The sequence below is a fragment of the Chrysiogenia bacterium genome, assembly GCA_020434085.1.
Taxonomy (GTDB): domain Bacteria; phylum JAGRBM01; class JAGRBM01; order JAGRBM01; family JAGRBM01; genus JAGRBM01.
In genome coordinates this window covers 1-2,349 of sequence record JAGRBM010000509.1, presented here as the reverse complement: position 1 = coordinate 2,349, position 2,349 = coordinate 1, and the positions used below count along the sequence as shown (strand labels likewise).

3 protein-coding genes are annotated in these 2,349 nt (G+C 65.3%); 1 reads left to right on the top strand and 2 read right to left on the bottom strand.

All coding sequences use genetic code 11. From position 1 onward, the window contains the following. A partial coding sequence (locus KDH09_17095; GenBank protein MCB0221417.1) for a fatty acid desaturase occupies nt 1-425 on the bottom strand: 425 nt, incomplete at its 3' end. Between the two features lie 47 nt (nt 426-472). After that, nucleotides 473-1,297, bottom strand: coding sequence for a PaaX family transcriptional regulator (locus KDH09_17090; protein ID MCB0221416.1), 825 nt, complete (start codon nt 1,295-1,297; stop codon nt 473-475). Nucleotides 1,298-1,426: 129 nt separating this feature from the next. Here KDH09_17090 and KDH09_17085 point away from each other — a divergent pair, with 129 nt between their 5' ends. Then, nucleotides 1,427-2,047, top strand: a complete 621-nt coding sequence (locus KDH09_17085; protein ID MCB0221415.1) for a hypothetical protein — start codon at nt 1,427-1,429, stop codon at nt 2,045-2,047. Nucleotides 2,048-2,349 lie beyond the last annotated feature (302 nt).

Here is a 2,349-nt window from a genome sequence, read left to right as displayed (position 1 = left end):
TCGCGCCAGATCTTGCGGCGAAGGCTCGCTTTGGTGATCGGGAATTTGTTGGCCAGCCCCAGGTCCGGGTCCTTGTCGGTCCAGGTGTACTTGTGGTGTTGCAGGTGGATCGTCCGGTAGATGAGCGTGTTGTTGAGAATCGGGTAGGCCACGAGCCACTGGCCGATGCGGTCGTTCCACTTCTTGCTGGGAAGCAGCAGGTTGTGCGCGGCCTCGTGCTGGAGGATCGCCAGTCCAAGGTGCCGGCCGCTGATGACCAGCCAGCCCAGCAGGAAGGTCCACCACGAGGGGTGGGCGATGTAGAGCGCCATCATGCCCAGGATCCATGCCCAGTCGAAGACGAGAGCCCAGATGTTGCGCCAGGGGCTCACGGCGCGCAGCTCTTCGAGTTCCTCGCGGCTGATGAGATCACGGATCTTGTTCATGGTTTTCGCTCCTTGCGGCTCCGGCGTTGCTCCAACTGCCGGGCCTCCTAGATTCCGGATACTTGCGCGGGCGCCCCTTGCAGGGAGAGCGCGCTGAAAATCCCGCTCCAGATATTGCGGCCCACCACGTCGTAGGCGAGCATCGCATCGGTCAGCTCACGGCGGGCATCGCCGCTTCGAATCTCGTCGGGCAGCAGCGCGTCGCGCACCAGCAGCTCGATGGCCTTGCCGCCCAGGGTGAAGGTCTCGACGAGCGCCTTGTCCTTGTTCAGCGACGGAATGCGTTTGGTACTCGCTTCGAGCTTCCTGGCGTGGGCGCGCTGCTCACGGGAGGGCTCATCGGTCCAGAGCTCTCCGGCCCAGCGCGCGGTCACGTCTTCACCGAAGTTGCGTCCCGCAAACACGAGCGCGCCTTCCTCGAGGCCGAGCTTGCCGAGCGCCTCGCGCGCGGCCTGCGCGCCGCCTGCCAGGTTGTCGGGGCGCACCCACAGGCCGCCCTCTGCCTCGCGCAGGCTCAGAAATTCCATGGCGCGCAGGCTCGCCGTGCGCGCCTTTCGTCCGGGGCCCGGCCGCGGCAGGTGCACGCACAGCCAGCCACCCTCCCAGGGGCGAAGGCGCTGCTCACCAAGGCGCCAGTTCTCGACGAAGGCGCTGACCGGGTCGCTGGCCTGGCTCAGGCGATACTGGCCGCGCTCGTCGCTCTCGACGAGCCCGCCCTCGGAGAGCCGCGAGAGCGCCACGCGCGTGGCATTGCCGGTGATCCCGAAGAGCTCGCCCACGCGCACGAGCCCCTGCACCGGCACCGCGGTGCGTCCGGGAACGACCCGCAAAAGGTCGAGAAGCAGGCTCCTGGCGTTGGGTGACTCGCTCATGGGCTTAATATTACCAAGATTCGGAAATATGTCAATATTTGTAATAAACGGTTACCTGCTGCGTCCTGGGCCGTCTAGGGTTGAAGTAAGCTCTTCGATCCCGATCTTGTTTCCGGCTGGAGGCTTCCCATGTCCCGTCTTGGTGCTCTGTTGGTTGTGCTTGCCCCGCTGCTGCTCTCCGGTCCTCAATCGCGGTCCGGGGAATCCCAATGTGCCCGGCGCTGCGAGCGCCGCACCGATCACGGCAAGTGCCTCCAATATGCCGAGGACTTTTGCGGCCCCGGCGCGAGCTGCGCCGAGCAGTGTCTCGATCGCACGGCAAGTGGCGCGTGTCTTCGTTGGGGGCCCGATCAGTGCTCGCTCGATCCCGACGCCGGGGACAGCGCCACTCCCGAAGCGGAATCCCCCGTTGAAGAAAAAGGAGATGAATGCGCGCGCCGCTGCGTGGACCGCACGCCCGAGGGAGTGTGCCTTCGCTACGGGCAGGACGCATGCGGCGTCAAGGTGAGCTGCGAACTCCGCTGCCAGGACCGCACGCCCGAGGGAGTGTGCCTTCGCTACGGCGAAGACGAATGCGGCACCGAGCTTCGCTGCGCGCAGCAGTGCCTGGAGCGATCCGGCAACGGACGCTGCATGCGCTGGGGAGCGGACGTCTGCGGCGCCAATGCGACCTGCCAGAAGAAGTGCGGTGATCGCACGCCACGCGGCGAATGCAAGCGCTGGGAAGCGGATGTGTGTTCGAGCGAATAGCTTCCTCTCCCGTTTCGCTTTGCTCCGGTCGGGATGACGGGGCCCGATTTTAAACCGCCAAGGCGCCAAGTGCGCCAAGTGCGCCAAGTGCGCCAAGGATTCCGCAGTGGTCCATTCCGCCTTGGCGCCTTGGCGGTAATTTCTTCTTTCTTGTCTTCCCTATCCTGTCGGCAGTCTCCTTCCTCGCGATCTCATTTCCGTGATTTTTTTAGTTGAAGGCCGCGGGCGTTTATGGCGTGCCCCTTCCGGGGGCTCAGGCGTAGCTCTGTTGGCTGGGCGGCACGCCGCCCGGGGGCGGCGGC

Bases quoted from the DNA above. Each gene is read 5' to 3' on its own strand.
- KDH09_17085 (MCB0221415.1), top strand. From the start codon at position 1,427: ATGTCCCGTCTTGGTGCTCTGTTGGTTGTGCTTGCCCCGCTGCTGCTC.
- KDH09_17090 (MCB0221416.1), bottom strand. From the start codon at position 1,297: ATGAGCGAGTCACCCAACGCCAGGAGCCTGCTTCTCGACCTTTTGCGG.